The 20,733-nt window shown below is 43.5% G+C and carries 15 protein-coding genes and 1 pseudogene; 4 read left to right on the top strand and 12 right to left on the bottom strand.

What is annotated here, in order from left to right:
* Positions 1–91 precede the first annotated feature (91 nt).
* Together DWW52_RS02190 and DWW52_RS02185 are read left to right on the top strand one after the other, a co-directional pair.
* Positions 92–457 carry a BlaI/MecI/CopY family transcriptional regulator gene (locus tag DWW52_RS02190; protein WP_118713821.1) on the top strand — a complete coding sequence of 122 codons (366 nt, stop codon included), beginning with the start codon at positions 92–94 and terminating at the stop codon, positions 455–457.
* Between the two features lie 8 nt (positions 458–465).
* Positions 466–2,067: a M56 family metallopeptidase gene (locus tag DWW52_RS02185; protein ID WP_118713820.1), complete on the top strand. Its 1,602-nt coding sequence runs from the start codon at positions 466–468 to the stop codon at positions 2,065–2,067.
* Positions 2,068–2,132: 65 nt separating this feature from the next.
* On the opposite strand, the gene DWW52_RS02180 is transcribed toward DWW52_RS02185, so the two are convergent.
* The 8 genes from DWW52_RS02180 to DWW52_RS02145 form a co-directional block, all read right to left on the bottom strand.
* Positions 2,133–4,439 carry a Gldg family protein gene (locus DWW52_RS02180; RefSeq protein ID WP_233556660.1) on the bottom strand — a complete coding sequence of 769 codons (2,307 nt, stop codon included), beginning with the start codon at positions 4,437–4,439 and terminating at the stop codon, positions 2,133–2,135.
* Positions 4,440–4,462: 23 nt separating this feature from the next.
* A complete protein-coding gene (locus DWW52_RS02175; protein ID WP_118713819.1) occupies positions 4,463–5,389 on the bottom strand; it encodes an ABC transporter ATP-binding protein in 927 nt (308 codons plus the stop codon).
* A gap of 122 nt (positions 5,390–5,511) precedes the next feature.
* Positions 5,512–6,786, bottom strand: coding sequence for a Calx-beta domain-containing protein (locus DWW52_RS02170; protein WP_158582456.1), 1,275 nt, complete (start codon positions 6,784–6,786; stop codon positions 5,512–5,514).
* Positions 6,787–6,797: 11 nt separating this feature from the next.
* Entirely contained in the window at positions 6,798–7,019 is a 222-nt protein-coding gene (locus tag DWW52_RS02165; protein ID WP_118713817.1) for a hypothetical protein, read from the bottom strand.
* Positions 7,020–7,031: 12 nt separating this feature from the next.
* Complete coding sequence (locus DWW52_RS02160; RefSeq protein ID WP_118713816.1) at positions 7,032–8,411, bottom strand: RagB/SusD family nutrient uptake outer membrane protein; 1,380 nt, start codon at positions 8,409–8,411, stop codon at positions 7,032–7,034.
* A 26-nt stretch (positions 8,412–8,437) separates the two neighbouring features.
* Positions 8,438–12,082, bottom strand: a complete 3,645-nt coding sequence (locus tag DWW52_RS02155) for a SusC/RagA family TonB-linked outer membrane protein (protein WP_233556657.1) — start codon at positions 12,080–12,082, stop codon at positions 8,438–8,440.
* 78 nt (positions 12,083–12,160) lie between these two features.
* Positions 12,161–13,324 carry a FecR family protein gene (locus DWW52_RS02150; protein ID WP_118713815.1) on the bottom strand — a complete coding sequence of 388 codons (1,164 nt, stop codon included), beginning with the start codon at positions 13,322–13,324 and terminating at the stop codon, positions 12,161–12,163.
* 297 nt (positions 13,325–13,621) lie between these two features.
* Positions 13,622–14,191, bottom strand: a complete 570-nt coding sequence (locus tag DWW52_RS02145; RefSeq protein ID WP_158582455.1) for an RNA polymerase sigma factor — start codon at positions 14,189–14,191, stop codon at positions 13,622–13,624.
* A gap of 99 nt (positions 14,192–14,290) precedes the next feature.
* On the opposite strand from DWW52_RS02145, the gene DWW52_RS02140 reads away from it, so the two are divergent.
* Together DWW52_RS02140 and DWW52_RS21180 are read left to right on the top strand one after the other, a co-directional pair.
* Entirely contained in the window at positions 14,291–14,662 is a 372-nt protein-coding gene (locus DWW52_RS02140; protein ID WP_148315310.1) for a hypothetical protein, read from the top strand.
* A 43-nt stretch (positions 14,663–14,705) separates the two neighbouring features.
* Positions 14,706–15,626 (top strand): annotated as a pseudogene (locus DWW52_RS21180) (amino acid permease).
* Between the two features lie 183 nt (positions 15,627–15,809).
* On the opposite strand, the gene DWW52_RS02125 reads toward DWW52_RS21180, so the two are convergent.
* The 4 genes from DWW52_RS02125 to DWW52_RS02110 form a co-directional block, all read right to left on the bottom strand.
* Positions 15,810–16,031: a DUF2795 domain-containing protein gene (locus tag DWW52_RS02125; RefSeq protein ID WP_009135471.1), complete on the bottom strand. Its 222-nt coding sequence runs from the start codon at positions 16,029–16,031 to the stop codon at positions 15,810–15,812.
* A 159-nt stretch (positions 16,032–16,190) separates the two neighbouring features.
* Positions 16,191–17,978 carry a chloride channel protein gene (locus DWW52_RS02120; RefSeq protein ID WP_118713810.1) on the bottom strand — a complete coding sequence of 596 codons (1,788 nt, stop codon included), beginning with the start codon at positions 17,976–17,978 and terminating at the stop codon, positions 16,191–16,193.
* Positions 17,979–17,999: 21 nt separating this feature from the next.
* Entirely contained in the window at positions 18,000–19,112 is a 1,113-nt protein-coding gene (locus tag DWW52_RS02115; RefSeq protein WP_118713809.1) for a DUF4831 family protein, read from the bottom strand.
* A 4-nt stretch (positions 19,113–19,116) separates the two neighbouring features.
* Positions 19,117–20,652 carry an NAD(P)H-hydrate dehydratase gene (locus tag DWW52_RS02110; RefSeq protein WP_199691943.1) on the bottom strand — a complete coding sequence of 512 codons (1,536 nt, stop codon included), beginning with the start codon at positions 20,650–20,652 and terminating at the stop codon, positions 19,117–19,119.
* Positions 20,653–20,733 lie beyond the last annotated feature (81 nt).

Here is a 20,733-nt window from a genome sequence, read left to right as displayed (position 1 = left end):
TTAACATGAACTACTCTTTAAAGTTTATTAACTACAAAAATTAGTTTTATAACTAGAAAATATAGTTCTTTGCAACAAAAGAGACAAAACCATGAAAGGACTAACAAGTAAAGAAGAAGAAATCATGGGCTTTTTCTGGGAGCAAGGCCCTTTATTCGTGAAACAGCTACTCGCATTTTACGAGGAACCGAAACCCCATTTCAACACCCTTTCCACTATCGTCCGCGGACTTGAAGAGAAAGGCTATCTTTCCCACGAAGTTTACGGAAACACATATCAATATTATGCGATGATCAGTGAAGAAGAATTTCACAAAGGGACCTTAAAAAACGTGATCAGTAAATACTTCAATAACTCATACCTCAGTGCCGTATCCTCGCTCGTTCGGGAAGAAGATATCTCGCTGGAAGAATTGAAACAACTCATTTCGGAAGTAGAAAAAGCACATCACAAATAAAACGACTTATGGGAACTTTTTTTGTCTACATATTAAAAGCCTCCGTTTGCCTTGCCGCATTTTACCTGTTTTACAGGCTATTACTTAGCAAGGATACTTTCCATCGTTTCAACCGGATCGCACTACTGGGCATATTGTTCCTATCCCTCGTTATCCCGTTTTGCGAAATTACCGTTCACGAAAATATAGAAGTACAACAGACTCTATTAGACATAGAACAATTGCTCGCACTGGCGGACAACACGCCACAATTGATTCAACAACCAACGATATCCTCGATCCCGTTATGGATTCCCGTTCTCCTGTTTACCTATTTTTCAGGTATCCTTTTTTTCTTCGGGCGTAACATTTACTCGTTATTCCACATGCTCCATTTATTACACGGCGGGAAGAAAGAAAAACTGGAAAAAAGTATCACGCTTGTCACTCACGATAAAAATATAGCTCCTTTCAGCTGGATGAAATACGTTGTCATTTCCGAGAAAGACCTGCGAGAGAACAGCAAAGAAATATTAACTCACGAACTGGCCCATATTCACAACCGGCACTCGATAGATTTATTCATCAGCGAAATTTGCATCTGCTTTCAATGGTTCAACCCGGCCTCTTGGCTCCTAAAACAGGAATTACAAAACATCCACGAGTACGAGGCCGATGAAACAGTCATTCGTCAAGGCATTAACGCAAAACAATATCAATTATTAATCATAAAAAAAGCTGTCGGCACAAGGCTCTACTCTATGGCCAACAGCTTTAATCACAGTAAACTTAAAAAACGAATCACTATGATGTTAAAAGAAAAATCCAGTCCTTGGGCTCGCGTGAAGTACCTGTACGTACTTCCTATCGCAGCGATCACGTTAACCGCTTTTGCCCGTCCCGAAATCACGAACGAATTGAACGAGATTTCAGCAATCAAAGTTAACGATATTACTTCAATTCTCGAAACGAATAAGGTAAATAATTCTGTATTAGAAGTTGATTCTACAAAAAAATCAACCGTTCAGCAACATCAATCAAAAAACTATTTTATACTACAAAAAGATTCTACTCAAAAAAAATCAGGAACAACAAAAATCAAAATTAGAGAAGAGGATGATTCCGCAACCCCAAAAGAAAGTCTTATTGAAATAACCCAAGCTTTTTTAGTGCCAAATGATTCCACACATACTTCGCAGATAACCCTGTCCTCTCTCGGCTTACTCATTGTTAACGGTAAAGAAGTTTCCATGGACTCTATACAGAAAATCGATCAAAGCCGTATTAAAACAATTACAGTCCTTAAAGATAAAACCGCAAGAACCTTGTACGGGGACAAGGCAAAAAATGGAGTCATTTCGATCTCGATAGCTTCAGAGAATGACCCTACCATAACAAACCTATATTACAATCTTGTAGATGGAACAACCGTTTTATTAAATCCTAAAACAACCACAAAAACAGCCACCTACATGGTCACGCAGAAAGATGCGTCCAACAGTAAAAAAGTAGAACTAAAAGGTGAAGCCTATTTCAGTGTTGTTAGCGCAGATTCTTTAGTCATGTACACGATAGCTTGCGATACGATCGTAATGACTAGCGATACATTAAAAATTGAAAAGAAAAAATAGACTGAAAATTCAAAAAGAATAAAACAAAAGCGTGTGGCAAAACAATTGGCCACACGCTTTTATCTCTACCTCCCCCGTCTTCTCAGCCAGATAAATACCGCCAACAACAGCAACACCCCGGGATATCCCCACATAAACGCAATTTTTGCTCCATTCATGGCTTCCTGGCTCAAATAAACCGTATCATCGGGTGGAATCGGGCGACGAATATCAATAGGAGCCACCCCATCCGACAACCAGTAAAACACCCCCGCAATCACAGTGAAGTTAGACGCTTTCACCGTCTTTCGGTAAATACTCACCTCTCCGTTACTAATGCAATCTGCATCCCCAAGAATAACAATCTTTTGCTCCTTATCTCCCACTTTCCGCAAAAGAGCCAACGCCGTGGGATATGACTTCTCCACCTCCCCGACAGCCGGATTCAGGCGAACGGTATCATCAACAAAATTAGTGGTTTCCAATTCATTCCAACTCCCCATCGTGTCGCTTACCAACATCGGGATCACCTTATACCCCTTATCTTCCGTGTAAGTCAACCCGGTACATCCCGGCATCGTTACGCAGCGATTGTTTTTCAACAAACCCTCGAACACGTATGCCAGCTCACAAATTTCTGGTGTAGGACGGGCTTTTATAAAATCCGGTAAGAAATTCTCGTTCTGTTCCACCAGACATCCCGGCATGAAAGATACGCCAAAATACTCCACTAATGGATTCATATACTCCTGACGGCCAGGTTCCCCGGCAATTAACAAATTTCCACCACGAGCTACGTAATCATCCAGGTACTTTATTTGTTCATTCGTAACCGGACTTCGCAACTCAGCTATCACCAGTATAGATATATCAGCGGGAATCTCCTTATCCAAAGACACATCCTCAAAAGCAAATCCTTGATTAATTAATGAATACCGGAACGGCTTATCTTGAGCAAAACGATTATAATTCCGGTCCCCGTCCTGCTTGCTATCCCTCTCTCCATGCCCGACTAGAAAACCCACTTTCGGCATTGTCGTGGCTACCAATCCTTTCAAAGCGATCGAAATCTCCGCCTCCGATGGTAGCCGCTTATTATCATCAAACACCCTCAAAAACGTCTTCTCCCCACTCTCCCGTTCGATCAAACGCACGAAACGATTCCCCTCGGAAGAGAGATCTATCCGTTCCCGGATCTGTTCCGGCGAAAGAAACATCCCGAAATCCAGCTCTAATCCCTTGGCCAACTCTCTTGCCCGTTCTTCATCGCTCATGTCCGGATAGCGCTTATCCAAATCCTCGTTCTTCACCTTGTCATAGTAATAAACGTACTTCATTTTAATCTCCGGTTTGAAACGCACGTACTTCTCGAAACGTTCTAAATCTGCATTAATCGAACCCGGTAAAGCAATCCAATAATTCTCATCCAGCAAATTCGTGTAAGTCGTGATCGTCAACCCGCCTTCCAACTGTTTTACGATATCCTGACTATTGGGCGTCAACGTGTTCACCTTGGTATAAGTCGCATCATAAAAAAACTTGCATGCCGGACGTGAAGAAAAATACCCGACAACCACTACCACTAAAAACATTCCCACGTATTTCCCCACAACAGCACTCAACGCTTTTTTTTGCCGATCGGCCTGCAATTTAATGATACTCCACGCCAGAAATAACATGATCACCACGATAAAATAGATGATGTCCTCGCTGCATATCAACCCGTTAATAAACTCTTCCGCCCGTCCCGAAATAGAAAGCCAGTATGTCACATCCCGCACAAAAGCAATATCCTGCCCCACCGAACCGATAAAATTCAACACCGATAACACCGCCAATGTACCCATCGCCGCCACCATCTGATAAGAGGTTAAGCACGACATGAACAACCCGATGGAAGCATATGCGCAAATCAACAGGTAAATCCCCAATAATCCCGAAAACGCCAATGAAAGATCAAACGCCTTCACCGTGCATGCACCGAAAATAACATATACCCAAAGTATCCCCACCAACACAAAACCGTACACCATCATCGCCAAGAACTTTCCCAACACGATATGGGTATTGGTCACCGGAGAAGAATATAACAATTTAACCTCCCCGCTACTAAATTCACGGCTCATCACTCCCATGGTCAACAAAGGAATATACAAGTAAAGATATTGTAATACAGTGGAAAAAAGTCCCATCCAACCACCAAAAATATTCTTGGTAACACTTTGTAAACCATATCCTATTTCCTGACTTTTTACCAAATCGCCCATGACCCCGCTAAAACTCATACTGGTTTGAAACGTGAAAATCACAATAATCAACCAGGCAATCGGGGAATAAAACAAAGTCTGTAACTCCGTCTTTGAAATCTTATATATCATACTCAATGTCTTCATCTTCAATAATCTTTTAGCGTGAATCACTTCTTGTTCTTTGACAACTCGGCAAAAATAGAATCCAGTGAACTCTTCTCCAGACGAATCTCTGTCAATTCCCAGTCTCGGGCTACACTCGCTTGTACTACCCGGTTCGTGGCCTCCCGCACATCTGTAAAATGTACCCGATAATTCGTTCCGCCCAATTCCTCCACTTTGGATACGCCGGGAATGGCGGCCAACTCCCCCACCGGAGGCTCTGCTGCCAAAGAAACAAACAACGTGTTGGGCACGATGTAATTATCAAAATCCGTCACCGTCCCCGCAAACACCAGCTTTCCCTGTTCTATCATCCGTATGTAATCGCACGTGGCCTGAACTTCCGACAGGATATGAGTGGAAAGAATCACCGTACGTTCCCCCGCAATCTCCTGAATCAAATGTCGGATCTCCACGATCTGGTTCGGGTCCAACCCGTTTGTCGGTTCATCCAGTACCACGAACTCCGGATTATGAATAATCGCCTGCGCAATCCCGATACGCTGTTGATACCCACCGGAAAGATTACGAATTAACCGTTTACGGAAATGCGTGATATCACAACGATTCATCACGGCCTTCACCGCCGCAGAAACCCCGGAAGACGGAATCCACCGAAGATTAGCCGTGAACCTCAGGTACTCCTCCACCGTCAAATCCATATTCAAAGGCGGCTTCTGCGGCAAGAAACCGATATGCCGTTTAGCATCCACGGGGTTCTCCGCCAGATCCACGCCCCGAATATACACTTTCCCCTCCGTCTGCTTCAACACCCCACACATGATATTCATAATCGTTGATTTCCCAGCCCCGTTAGAGCCCAACAATCCGTATATTCCATTTTTCGTGATCTCGAAATTAATATCTCGAATCGCCCATTGCACACTGTAACGATGAGACAAATTCTCTACTTTTACTATTGATTCTCCCATAAATAGACTATTTGTAATTCCCATACAACTATAAATACCCAGGCATACCTCTGGCATAGCAGGTTACAAGCCCGACTCTCACGGACTTATAACCTGTTAATTTATAATGAATAAACGTTCTTTTAATTCTCCCGAACGAACTTAAACACCAAAGTAAAATCCCGTTTCATCGGCTCTTTACTAAAAGCAGAAGAAGTTGATCGATACTGATACGTTTTCTGCAAGAAATCCGTAGGTTCATAATCGAACACCCGTAATTCCAACGTATTTCCACCATCCAACAACCTGAACCCGATTTGTGCCTTGCGAATCTTCGTACTCGTAACCGAATAATTCACGTTCGCTTCACTCATTTCCATTGTCAACACGGACTGGAAAGGAGGATTATCCCCCATCTCGTACAAATACTCCTCTTCTTCTTTCACCGAAGATAAATCACAATCCCGCAGGTAACGAGCCAAATCACCCGTTATCTGGCTAACATCCATTCGATTCGTGGCCCCGGTTTTAAATATCAACTTATCCGTCACAGGGTTATTCTCCGGTAAATATTCCAGATCGGATTCATCCCCGCTCAACACAGAACTCTTCACGTGGGCGAGGCTTGTAAACCCGTCCATGCGCCAAATTCCCGCCAAATCCTCAAATCGTGTAGGTCCGTCAATTGTGATTATCGTGCGATTTCTTTCTCCCGCCAGATAATGCAAATCCTCATCAGACATACGAAGCACAATCTTGTCCTTTCCGGCTTCTTTCTTCAAACATTTAAGCTTTACCTGAGCAGACGTGCCACCTATCGGCATCACCAATTGCTGATTACCACCCACGATTTCGAAATGTATCCCCAACTCGGCTGTCGAAGAAGGATCAATCTCAAACGGGACCAAAACAGGATAAGACGGGTTCTTATAACTACTTCCCCCGATATACATATTCATTGAAACCGTCACGAAATTTTTCAACTCGTATGTATCCGTCACGAAAGAAGTCGTGATTACCTCCTTTGTCTCCACGGGAATCAACGCCACCCGGTAATTCCCGTACTCGTACCCGACCACGTTTCCCAATTCCAAACGGATTTGCCTGTCGGAATAGATATTATCAACCGGGGTGATCACGATCTTGGCCGAATTCTCACCCGGAGCCACCACGAACTCTCGAGCGGATAATGAATAATCCTCCCCCTCGACCGCCGTGCCGAAAACCTCAAAAGGAACGACCAGTTCCTGCCCCGCAGGCTCCGACAACCCGATTTCCACCTCTATCGCCTGATTCGACGACAAAATATAAACCGCCCTTTTGAAAGAAACTGTCCGGGCATTATCGTCATCGTCCGAACAAGCCGTAAAACACATTATTAACGTGAATACCGCTACTAATTTTAATACCTTTTGCATAATCATCTCGTTTATTGGTTACTGGAAACAGACCGAACCCCTATGGCCTTCTCGTATGCATTCTTTTGAGCCTCAATAATATCCCTCTCCGCATCTGTCAGTCTAGGTAATGCAGGAAGAACAAAATCCATGTCATTGAATGCCTCTTCCCTAGGCGGAAGTTCATCCGGTTTCTCACATCCCCAACAAAAAAGGATAAACAACATTGTACAATAGAAATATATTTTTTTCATAGCTTTATTCTTTTAAAGTTTTTCATATCCGGGATTCTGCACCAAATTCTCGTTAGCTATAATATCAGCCTTCCGAAGTGGGAAGGTGTAAAGGAATTTTTCAGTCGTATATTTTATCTGGTTATACCCGAACCAGAATTCCGGCGACCCATTTCGCTTCAACTCAAACCAACGATCTCCTTCCATAAACAACTCTTTCCTACGCTCGTTCAAGATAGCAGCCACCAAGGGTGTCAACTTCGTACCCGTCGCATCCACTTTTATAACCTCCCCCTCACTTGCGGCCGGTAAGGTCGCCATCGAGTAAGGCTCGTAATTGGAAATTCGCTTGGAACGCAACAGATTCAGATATTTCAAAGCATTATCGTTGTCCGAAAGATGAGCGTAACTCTCGGCGAGGATCAAACACATCTCGGCTGAACGCACGCAAGTACGAATCCCTTTCGTGCTAAAAAATTTAGAATCGAAAAAGGTAGAGTAACGGATATCTCGTCCTTTTTCTGTGAACAAACTAATTAAAGACATATTCACCGGACGCGTTTTCACATTCTTCAAATACCTATTGTAAGACGTCAATGATCCTGTGATAAACGTACGGAACAACATTTCTCCGGACATTCCCTGCGGGGATTGAATCATCTCTTTATACTCATCCCCCTCAACTAGCGGGTATTTATTCAATACCTCCCGGGCTACTTTTATCGCATTCTCCCAATCCTGAGCCCAAAAATAAGTACGGGCCAAATAAGCACGGGCTACATCCACCGTGAACCGATACTGTTCGTCTGTCTGGTTCATCCTGATCGCCGTATCCAGATCGGACACGATAAAATTAACCAATTGTTGTATATTTCCGCGTTCCGGCTTTGCTTCAAGATCAAAATGAGCGACGTTAGGAACCCCCATAATCTCTGTCGCCCGATCTTTACTATAAGCCTCACAACACTCCCGCATCAAATTAAAATACATCACTCCCCGCATCGCATACGAAGTTGCCAGAATCTTTTTTCCCAATTCCGTATCCCGATCTTTCAGATTATCAATAATAATATTGTAATCCTTGATCAGGCTATAATAGTTCATAAACCGATACTGCGATGAAGCGATATTCGTTCCCACGTACAAGTAAGACAACGCATTACTCGTCATTAAACTGGTATTCAAGTTATCAGAATAACATTCCAGCTCGATCATCCAAGCAAAAGACCCCAGCATGTTGGTTGCCCCTGCCGATCCTTTATCTATATCCGACAACTGTTTATTGATCAACGTGGCATAATCTTCATCCGTTTTAGGTAAAGTCTGCCCGTAATTCTTTACCTCCAGATAGCTATCACAAGAACAACACATTCCCACGATCCATAGCATCATATATAACTTCAAACTTTTCATAGACATTGCTTTTAATAATTATTAAACTAAAAACCAACGCTTAAACCGAAAGACATTGAACGGGTGATCGGGTAAGTCGCACCCGGTGTTTCCGGATCAATCCCCGAATAATCCGTGAACGTGAAGAAATTATTCATTGTGAAATACATCATCACGGACGACAATCCCATACGCTGTAACATCGGCTTCGGAAAACTATAAGAAAGCGTGATATCCCGGATTCTCAAATAAGAATTACTTTCATAAAAAGCCCCGTTCACAATAGTATTGCTCATCGCGTTATAAGTCCGCAATGACAAGGATTCTCCCAAATAATCCACGATTCGCGGGTACTTCGTCCCGATAGTTCGATCCTCGGTCCACCGATCTGTCATATCCTTGGTCACGTTCAAATGATTACGATACAAGTCACTATAAGGCGATTGGGGTGTCTCGTTCCCGTACCAAGCCACCTTATCACAATTTGCAGGTGAATCCATCAGGCTCTTGGTCTTTCCCCCACAAGCATACGAGGCCCCGACATTCAGGCTCAAGTTACGGTAAACAAACTGTACATTAAATCCACCTGTCACCGGGGCATTCTCTGTTCCAATATAATAACGATAGTTTTTTATATCATTCAAATCCGAAGTTTCCTTTATATTCGCATCCGGTCTTAATTTATAAAGATAATACCCCGTCCACGGATCTATCCCTATCAACTTTCCCCCGAAAATGGCATCCTGAGGGTAACCTTCAAACTTTCCATCCACCAACGTCACCCCGTTAGAATTCCGATAACGAGCCAACTTGTTATAATTCCAGGCCACGTTAGTCCCCACATTTATCTTAAAATCGGATATATCCAACGCCACAACCCGTAACGTACCCTCGATTCCCTTGTTCACAATATCAGAAGCATTATAAACCATTGACCTAAAACCGGTTGTACTCGAAAGAACCGAATTGGAAATCACGTCATAACTCTTCCGGTAATACCCCTCGACCAATCCGCTTACCCGTTCGTCAAACAACCCAAAATCAACGGCCACTTTCATATCACGGGTCTTCTCCCACCGCAAACGCGGGTTAGGAGCCTTATCAATACTCCCAGTCTTCTCCCCGTTCCAGTAAGCAGAACCGTATTTAATCACCAACTGTTTGTAAACACCCTGCACAACATTTCCCGTATACCCGGCAGCAGCACGCAAAGTCAACCGATTAATGTAAGGCCACAAAGCCGACATAAAATTCTCCTGATCCATATGCCACGCAGCACCCAACGACCAAGTCGGGTTAAACTGTTCCTTGCTACCGAAATTATTAGAACCGTCCGTACGAAAAGAGGCATTTAAAATATAACGATCCAGAAAAGTGTAATCCAACGAAGCATAGAAAGAAGCAAACGTGTTCTCCTTGATTGATTGACCAGACAATTGATCCATTAAATTCGCATAAGCAGAAGCATCGTCACTACCAGGCTCAGGATTCACCGGAGTTGAGAAATTACCGGTATCCGGATCATACCCGTAGCGTTTCGTATAAAAACGTTTCGACTTGTTTCCCCGCAATTCTGCCCCGGCCAACACAGAAATCGAATGGTCGTTCCAATAAGTGTCGACATACGAAAACTGCCCTCTTGCATTATAACTATCACCAGAAGATGCCGTTTGCGTGATCGAACCGTAAGGAGTCCAATTCGCATTCGTGTTATCAAAATAAAGCCTATCCGTAAAAGCCGCATACGTGTCTTTACCAATAACATCCTCCGACTTGTTATGATCATACGTGTAAGAAAGTAATCCTGTGAAAGCAATCTTGTTCGTGATATTATACCTCAGATTTAAGGAACCGGAAGTCGTCATCTTGTCATTTCTTCCCGAAGTCTCATCAATCTCCCTCAAAATATTGAATCCGTTCGCCGGCAAAAGATCAACCCCTATATCCCCATCATTGATGGCGGACAAATTCTGATAAGTCATATCCGCCCGGTAACTCCCATCAGCATTGTACGGGCGCTCGTAAGGATTTGCGAAGTAAGCGTATGTAAACGGATCGACACTACCGGAATACGAACCGGATTCCAGACGGGCTACTTTAATTGTTGCGTCTATCGACAGTTTCGGCAAAGGCATCATGCGCAATCTAAAATTCAAATTATACCGCTCGTAATCCGTTTTCCGCACCAACCCTTCCTGACTCGTGTAACCCAAGGAAAAATAGTAAGTATACTTCTGATCTCCCCCGGAAAGAGAGAGGTGATGATTCATCTCGAAAGAATTCTGGAACAACTCGTCAAACCAATCCGTGGAATGAGAAGATAAATCATTCAAATAAGCCTCCTTCTCAGAATCACTCATCGGACTGAAATTCTCCGAATCCGTCCATAATATCCCGTTCTTCCCTAATTTATTCGCCCGTACCATACCCGTGATCCCGACAACTGCAACATGAGTGGCCCCTTTCGAGGCAAAAGCATCTGCCGAGAACTCGTCCCACAACTCCTGTTCCCAAGCCAGCTTCTCTTTTGAATTCATGAGGTTCGCATCCCGTTGGGGCTTCAATCCCATTGTCAGGCTCATGGAATAATTCACCTTCATCTTACCCGGACGCCCCGACTTCGTGGTTATAACAATAACACCACCCGCAGCACGGGACCCATAAATTGCAGCAGCAGCAGCATCTTTCAATATTGTTACATTCTCGATATCGCTCGGGTTTATTCCTCCCACCCCGTTTATGAAAATCTCGTTCAGATTACCGGATTTAATCTGCGTCGTATTAATATCAGGAAGATCATCCTGCAAAGGCACACCATCAACTACCCACAAAGGTTCGGCATCCCCCTGTATCGTGTTTATACCTCGAACCCGAATCTTTGCAGACTCACCCGGTCGACCCGATTTAGCCGTGACGGAAACACCAGCTACCAATCCCTGCAAAATATCATCTACCGAGGTTGGAATCTTATTCTCGAACGCCTCCCTGGTCAACACAGCCACCGATCCAGCCGCTTTTCGTTTCGTGGTTTCCGAGTATCCCGTGATCACCACCTCATCCAACTCATCCGCTTTTTCCCGCATCACGACCTGAATCTCTCTCTGGAAATCCATGACCTTAACTTCCTGCTTCTCCATTCCCACGAACGAGAGCACCAGCACAATTTCCTTTTCTCGTGGAATAGTAAGCATGAAACGCCCCGCCGTATCTGTCACGACACCTAGATTCGTTCCCTTGATCAACACAGTCACCCCCGGAAGAGCATTACCACGCACATCTCGCACAATTCCTTTCAGACGTTCCTGCTCGATCGTCTTTTGCGGCACGTTCTTCTCCTTAATTATAGCGATCACGCCATTCACCAACTCGTAAGTATACCCGCTGCCATCCAACAATCTCGTCAACAACTCATTCAACTCCACATCCTTTAAATGCAACGTGATATTACCCACCCGTTCCAGATCGTTACCATTATAAATAAACCCTTTCCCCGTCAACTGCTCTACTTTCTTGATACAGGACTTCAGGTTCGCATTCTCCACCTTGTACTCGGCAACACGCTGAGCCTTCACTTCCGAAAAACCGTTCAGATGAAACGCCATGAGCAAGATAATTAAATACTTCATGGCAAGCAATGTCCCCTTCCCTAACAATGGAATGAGCAACACCCTACATTTCGACTTTTTTTTCATACATTTGTAGTGTTTATTTTGTTAAACATCATATAGAGATTGGCAGAAGGTTGTGGTTAGCTATTCTGCCGATCTTTTTTATTTATCAATATATATCACATTTCCTTGCACTTCTATTTTCAAATCAGAAACTCGTTCTATTAGATCGATAATAATCCTCATGTCATCAAAACGAGGTAATTTTCCCGTGAACACCTCACTCCTTGCTTCCGGCCGGACATAAAACACACGCACATTATACCACCGTTGTAATATTGTGAACACCTCTTCAACCGTATTATTATCAAACTGGAAAGTCCCATCACGCCAAGACACAAACACGTCGGTATCCACGTGACACACCTCCATCTTCCGGCTCTCCCGGTGGAATACCACCTGTTTTCCGGGTAAAAGATCCACCTTTTTTTCAGGATTCTTCCGGTCACACAACCGCACATGCCCGCTACAAAGCGTGGTATGAAGCAATGAATCATCCGAATAAGCCGAAACATTAAACGAAGTTCCTAACACACGCACGTTAAATTCATCCGTTTTCACGATAAACGGCTTTTGTTCATCTTTTGTCACTTTGAAATAAGCTTCTCCCTTCAACTCTACCTCTCTCAACCCACCACCGAAAGCAACCGGATAACGTAACTCGGACATCGCATTCAGCCAAACCCTCGTTCCGTCCGCCAAAGCCAGAGAATACTCCCCTCCCAACGGAGTTCGGATCGTGTTGTACTGCACGACAGCCACCTTCTCTCCTTTATTATCGTAAGAAATCACGTTATTCTCCACCCGAATATCGGAACTCTTTTCCCGCAGTTTTATTTCCATCCCCTCGTGTAATCCTATTTTTTTCCCGTCGGCCAGAATTAGTTCCGCTTGTTTTCCTCCCGCAGACAATGCCACCGGAATCTCACGCCGTACCTCTTTCTCCCGACTAACATACCAATAAGCTATTATCCCAAACAGCATGAACACAACAGCCGCATAAGGTAATATTTTCTTTATCAACCTGCTCGAAGCATTCCTATACATTCGCCACTGATTCGCCCTGAAAGCCTTCGCCACGTCCACACTCTCGTACTGATCGAACTTGTTTCTCAACCTGACAGAAGAAGATAACTTTTTATAAAGAGCTTTATTTCTATCACTCTCTTCAAGCCATACCTCCAATTCCCGATTCTCCTCTCCCGTCAAATTCCCTAAAACAGACTTAACAATAATTCCTTTTATCTTTTCGTAATCCGCACTCATAATTCATTACATTTTATAATACATACACATGAAATTGAAAAACGTGCAAAACGATCCCGTATTTTATCCAAAAATATCTATTATAAAACACATAGATTACTCTAGTTCTTCCTTCTATGAAGGTTCTATCTCGCTTCTATTGCGATGAAAAAATCATCGCTGATCGACAGGCATGACAAACTAGCAGATACATTTTCAGTACATCCTATAAATACCTGAAAAAACAAATATTTTCACTAATAAAGATTAATTCTCCAATAGACCAGAAAGGCAACAAAAGAATAAGAAGAACGAAAACTAGAATCTACACCAATAACATATTAACACGACAGCAAACAAACAGGATACATCGTTTTGTAACAATTCCCGTCCCCGTCTCAACTGACTCCGGACGGTTTCCTCTGAAATTTGCAGCAAAGCAGCGATTTCATGGTTCTCTTTCCCGTCCAGTTTCAATAAAAAAATCTGACGACAACGATCCGGTAATTTCTGAACAGCGGCATACAACTCTTTGTACACCTCTTCTTCCATAATCTCCGACAAAAAATCCTCTTCTGATTGTTTTTCAAATCCTTCGATAGAAACGGAACGGGTATCTCTCAAATAATTTAACGATCGGTTACGCACAGAATAATAAATATAAGCGAGAAAGGATTTATCTCTCACCAATTTTTTCCGGTTTTCCCACAACCGACAGAAAAAATCCTGCACTATATCCTCCGACGCCTCCCGATTACCCGTGTATTTTGAAGAGTAAAGCAACAAAGGAGTGTAGAACTCATAAAAAATCCTTGAATAAGCATTCTTATCACCATCCGCCAACCGAGTCACTAATATTTCCAAAGATTCATTCATACACCATTTCATATATTCAATATATACAAAGATAGTAATTTTCGGAAATAACACACAATCCCTAAAAATGATGAAAAAATAATGAATCCTCCCTATCATTGAGGAAACGATATGACAACAGGTAATAACCGTTCCTCTCTGGTTCCCGTACAACCGCATATAGAGCAGAAAGACACGAAATTAGGATTGATCGGACTTATCGCAATCGTTATCGGGGAAGTTATCGGTGGTGGTATTTTCAATATTCCGAAAATATTGGGAGAGGGAGCAAGCTTGGAAGCCATTCTGATCGGTTGGATGATTTCCACCACGGGAATACTAAGTATAGCACTTACTTTCAAAACATTGAATTCTGCACGTTCTGATTTATCCGATGGTATTTACATACTCGTACCGGGTTCGGTAATTATGCGGGATTCAACAGCGCTTGGGGATATTGGGTGGGAACAGCGCTGGGAAATATCGTGTTCTCGATCATGTTAAACGACGCCTTCGGGTTATTCTTCCCCGTCCTCCTCGAACACGGATGGCCGACGCTGATCTTTACTCCTGTTTCACGTGGACATTCGTTCTCATCGTGTCGTTCGGGATTCGCATCGCCTCGATCATTAACACGATTTCTACTTTTATCAAATTCTTCTCCCTAACCTTAATTGTTATATTACTCCTCTGTTTTGCTAACTATGATTTACGACACTTCGATTTCTGGGGAAAAGCCAGTCACTTGGGGCCCATCCCGCATCAAATCAACAGTACCATACTTACCACGCTCTTCTTCTTCATGGGTATCGAAGAAGCTATCGTGGTGGCGGCCCATGCCCAGAAGAGTTTTGACGTGGAAAAAGCAACTGTCATCGGTTACCTGATTTGCCTCTTCCTGAACGTCATGGTTTGCGTGCTATCATTCAGTTTCTACCCCCAACCGGAGATGGCTCACCTGAACGATCCCGCATTGGCCCAAATCATGGGGAAGGACGTGGGGAATTGGGCCAGAATCTTTGTCAACATCACCGTGATTATCGCCGTGGTCGGAGCTTGGCTAGTTGCCACGATCATAACGACCTAACTCCCGGCACAAGCGGCCACGGACTGGGTTCTTCCCCATTTTTTCGCCCGGCATAATAAAAAAGACGCTCCTATCAGCGCATTACTGATCACGGCAATAATAATTCAAGTGTTTCTGTTTTTGATCATCCGGGTTCACGATGTTTACGTTTTTTTCGTGGATCTTTCGGGAATCATGATTCTCCCGACCTATATACTGAGTGCCATGTTTCTGGTAAAAGTAGCCTTGAAGAAAAAAATATGTGTCGATCGTCCCGTGGCAAGACAATTTGCCATCATCACGGGTACGACCTTGTATTGTTTCTGGGTAATTTACACCGAAAATATCCGTTTCTTACTCTTATCCTCGATCGTTTACTTGATCAGAATTCTGTTCTATTAGCTGACGAACCGGCAACACACGTCTGGACGAGCCCACCTGTTCACACTCATGGACCGATACTTCATCGCCCTCCTCGTGACCGCCCTGGTATTCTCCATTCTATGGGAGTGGGGATATTTTATATGACAAAACCACCCCATGCGGGGTGGTAATATCTCTATGTTCACGAATAACGTGAATCAGTTAATACTCGTCCTCGTTAAAGAAAAAATCATCTTTACTCGGATAATCAGGCCAAATATCTTCAATACTCTCAAATATTTCTTCATCATCCTCAATATCCTGAAGATTCTCGATCACTTCCATAGGTGCCCCGGAACGAATGGCGTAGTCTATCAACTCATCTTTTGATGCTGGCCAAGGCGCATCTTCCAATTTAGAGGCAAGTTCTAGTGTCCAATACATAGTTATATCGTTTTTATAGTAATTTCTAATTTTTGCCGCGAATATATACTTAATTTCTAATAATACAACTCCTTTTCTTTAATAAGAAGTTATTTAGACACGTTATATGTAATATGTCGCAATAATAACGAAAAACAATGCAAATGGTTACACTAGAAATCATTCATCATCAGAGAAATGGATCAGCACTTTACGATAAGTATTGAAAATCTTTGCCTTAGACACGAATCCCACGTATTTATGATCCTGCAACACGGGTAAATTCCATGCCCCAGAGTCCTCGAATTTCTTCATCACGACCTCCATAGAGTCGTTCATGTCGATTACGACAGAGGGAGTTGTCATGAAATCCCGCACGTAAGTTTTCGGATACATCTCCTGATTGAACATCACTTTACGGATATCATCCAACAACACAATTCCTAACAACTGGTGATCGGAATTCAGAACGGGAAACAAGTTACGACTGGACTTCGAAACCACTTTCACCAGATCACCCAAGGTTGCGCCAACCTCTATCGTCTTGAAATCAGTCTCCACCACCTTGTTCAATTTCATCAACGTCAACACGGCTTTATCTTTGTTATGCGTCAACAAGTCTCCTTGTCTCGCCAACCGACGGGCATAGATCGAGTAAGGTTCCATTCCTTGACTTGTGAGATAAGAAATCACCGAGGTAAGCATCAAGGGCAGAAACAATGCGTAACCTCCCGAAATCTCGGCAATCAAGAACATTGCCGTCAAGGGTGCTTTCATAACCCCAGACATCGTTCCCGCCATACCTGCCAACACGAAATGACTGGGTTCAACCACCCGGATTCCACTCATGTTAATCAACATGGCCAGCAGGAATCCGGCAACTCCACCCGTGAACAGGCTCGGAGCGAACACACCACCCACACCCCCACTACCGTTGGTTAATGCCGTGGCTATCACTTTCACGAAGACCAAACCTACCACGAAAAGAATCAGCATCCAAGCGCTATCCCGGAATCCGAAAAAATAGGTATTATTCAATAATTTGTCGGAATGTCCGGCCATCAAATCGTCCAAAGCAGAGTAACCTTCACCGTATAACGGGGGAAACACGAAAATAACAACTCCAAGCAATGCCCCCCCGATCGCTATTCTTTTCCACGTGCTCTTAATACGTTCCAAGAATTGTTCAACCCGAAGATTCATCCGCACGAAATAAACGGATAATATCCCGGCAAAAATACCCAGTACTACGTAATAAGGAAAGTTCGCCATCACGAATTTATCCGTGATCTGGTAAGAGAACACAAACCCGTCACCCATCAAAAAGAAGGTCACCACGTAAGAAGTGATAGCCGTGAACATCAAGGGGACCAAAGAAGCCATAGTCAAGTCGAGCATCAATACCTCCATGGTGAAGACGATCCCGGCAATAGGAGCCTTAAAAATCCCGGCAATGGCACCTGCTGCCCCACAACCGATCATAAGTGTCATCACCTTGTAGTTCATGCGGAACAAACGCGCCAGATTGGAACCGATAGAAGCCCCGGTCAACACAATGGTTGCTTCGGTTCCGACTGATCCTCCAAAACCGATGGTCAAGGTACTGGCAATCATAGAGGAGTAATTATTATGCGGTTTAATCATGCTATTCCGACGGGAAATAGCGTACAATACTTTCGTCACCCCGTGACTAATTCCCTCTTTGACAAAATATTTCACGAACAAGGTCGTGAGCAATATCCCGATAAAAGGATACACGAAAAAGAGTAAGTTACCACTGTCTACCTGCATCCGCTCCGTGAAAAACGCATGAGTGAAATGCACCATGTTTTTCAGTACGACCCCAGCCAACCCGGTAACAATACCGACCAGGATACTCAACATAACAATAAATTGTTTTTCTTTGATGTTGCGAACACGCCACACCAAAAATTTCCCCAATATCCCCTTTTCGTTCATCTCCGCCATAACTAGAATCGTATATCTACCTTACTTTTTCATTATACTTTTCAATGAACCGTATTGCGGGTAGAAATCAATAGAGATTCCCTCGTTATTAATAACATCCAACGGGAATTGCTTGATAAAACCGAGTTGCGGAATAACGCATCTCACGGTCATCACGTTCTCTTTACCTTTTAATAAACACAAATCAGCAACCGCTGGTTCCCGATAGGATAAAGACGGAACCGGACGGGAATTTCCTGCCTGTGCGGCTTCTTTCTTCGGGACATAGATGTTTTTCAACTCGACAATATACGGGATTGCAGACACGTTATTTTTAGCCGTTATACCATCATTCGCTGAAAATCGGAACAAAACAACTGATTCATCTGCTTTTTCCGGAACATACGAGAATGTTTGCACCACCTCACGAGTCTCTTTCTTTCCCATGAATAAACTCATGTAGTTTGCTTCAAATTTGTCCATAGCTTTTAAGGCTTCGGCCGTAGCCGTTCCTGCTGCAAGCATGTCCAATCTCTTTTTACGAATCGCAAATATATCTTCCGTGATTTCTTTCACGTAATCCTCGCTCTCTTTTAGCACCTGACGTTCGATTGGGTCCCACACCTTACGAATCTCCCCCTCTACCTCCATCTCCGTGAAATTGGAATCAAGCACTTCCTTTTGAGTAGACCGGATTCCGAAACGCACGTAATTAATACCTGATTCTGAATTATTCTTTACTTCCTCGTAAATGATATCCTCGTTACGGGTCTGGTTGGTAGTACCACTTCCCACCCCGGCAAGGAAGCCATCGGGAGTAATGTTTAAAAGAATCGAATTATATTCCCCGGATGCATTTACGGTATACATGGCTTTCGGGTCGGGCAAGGCTCTTGGAACAAACTGGATTTTCTTGATCATCCACTCCTCTCCCTCACTTGTGATTTCCGGACGGATTCCTAATTGTTGCTCGGCATATTGACGGAATGGCCCCGGGATCAACCGGTTGCATTCCATGGTTACCACGACATCATAACTGATTTTCGGTAAGGTGTAATCAATCGATACTTGTGTTGTCAATTCTCTCTTCTTTTGCCCGAAAACAGTAAGGGATACTAATCCCATCAACCCGATTATAAAAAATAACTTTTTCATCTTTTTATCGCTGTTTAGCAATGTTATATGTTTCCATTTTTTTCCACACCAAACCTAACTTATCGGCTATATCCCCGGCTCGTGTTCCTCTCATTCCCTGCATTTCTGCGGCGTAATCACCAGCCAGACCATGAGCGTAAACCCCAACCAAAGCTGCATCCAAGGGTGCGTGTCCGCTTGCCAGCAATGCTGCAATAATACCTGTCAACACGTCGCCTGAACCACCTTTCGCCATACCCGGATTACCTGTCATATTAAAATAACATTCTCCACCGGGAGAGGCTATCACCGTATGCGCACCTTTCAATACAACATACACTTGGTGTAGACTTGCAAAGGTGCTTAATTTATTTAATCTATCAAAATCATTTGCACTTTTTCCTGCTAATCTTTCAAATTCCTTAAGATGGGGCGTTAATACGGCTTTTTTCGGAAGAATTTCCAGTAAACCGGGATCTGCCGCTAAGAGATTCAACGCATCGGCATCCAACACGATTTTACCTTTCCATTCGGACAATAACTCACGCAATCCCCTTGCCGTGACCGGAGAGGTGCCGATTCCCGGACCGATCCCGATAGCCTGAAAACGGGAAAGACAATCTATCCCGGAAAAACAAAGATCATCCTGATCCTCTTCGACCAACGCCTCCGGCACAGAAAGATGAATAACTTCCTTCAATTTACGGGGTACATGCACCGAAAGCAAACCCGTTCCGGAGCGAATAGCCCCTTTGGCGGACAACACGGCCGCCCCCATCATCGAATACGAACCCGCTATTAATAAGGCATTACCCAACGTGCCTTTGTGCGAAAATTTACCGGGTATCAACAAGCGGGAAGCTACCGCATCCTCGGTTAAACAGTAGTAAGAAGAGGAACACTCTTGCAATATAGTCGGATGCAAGTGAATATCCAATACTTCCCATCTTCCAACGTAATGTTCATTTTCTGGGAACATGAAAGCCAACTTCGGGAACTGGAATGTAAACGTATAATCGGCTTCAATGATAGCCCCGTCATTATTCCCGTTATCTTCTCCCATTAAACCGGACGGAATATCTATCGCCACCACCGGATTGGACAAATGGTTCACACGATGTATAATTTCCCCTAAAAATCCGCTTACAGAACGATTCAACCCGGCACCCAAAATGGCATCTACCAGCACGGCATTTTCATCCAAATAAAGATTATTCGCTTCTTTCACCCCGATATAATGTCCGCCTCCCTCGATGAATCGTTTTCTGTTCACGACACAATCCGGTGATAACCTGTCATCTTCATGCAACCCGAAAACCTTGACTGCCATACCCTTTTCATGTAACAATCTTGCCACGGCATACCCATCTCCCCCGTTATTTCCGGAGCCTGCTAAAATGTTAAAAATATGGCTGTTCGGGAAAAAAATCAATAATTTTTCAGTAAAAACGGTTGCAGCTCTCTCCATCAAATTCAACGATGTTACCGGCTCATTTTCAATCGTATATTCATCCAATTTTCGTAAATCCGAAGTCTTGAAAATCTTATTATTCTTCAACATACCCATAGGTTTCAAACGTTTTCAATGACTAAAGATAAAAAAAAAAATTATATTTGCGGACTTAAAGCGTGAATGAAATAA

It is taken from the genome of Odoribacter sp. AF15-53 (assembly GCF_003479425.1).
Lineage (GTDB): Bacteria > Bacteroidota > Bacteroidia > Bacteroidales > Marinifilaceae > Butyricimonas.
This window is presented reverse-complemented; position numbering and strand designations above follow the sequence as displayed.